We start from the raw sequence: 223 nt of genomic DNA on the forward strand, positions 1-223 counted from the left end.
GATCGCGCTGGTCGCCTCCTGGTTCGTGGCCGTGATCTTCACGCCCTATATCGGCGTCAAGCTGCTGCCGGAGATGAAGGCGCACCACAATCACGACCCGCACGCGGTCTATGAGACCCGCATGTACCGCGGCCTGCGCGCCATCGTGCGATGGTGCGTCAATCACCGCATCACCGTGGTGGCCGCAACCGTCGGCGTCTTCATCGCCTCGGTCGTCGGCTTC

General features: G+C 65.0%; 1 protein-coding gene. It reads left to right on the forward strand.

From position 1 onward, the window contains the following. The coding region (locus MOV75_RS42250) for a hypothetical protein (protein WP_247008798.1) at window positions 1–223 on the forward strand (223 nt) is incomplete at both ends.

Origin of the sequence: Bradyrhizobium sp. PRIMUS42 (assembly GCF_023006515.1) — a bacterium.
In the GTDB taxonomy this organism is placed as follows: domain Bacteria; phylum Pseudomonadota; class Alphaproteobacteria; order Rhizobiales; family Xanthobacteraceae; genus Bradyrhizobium.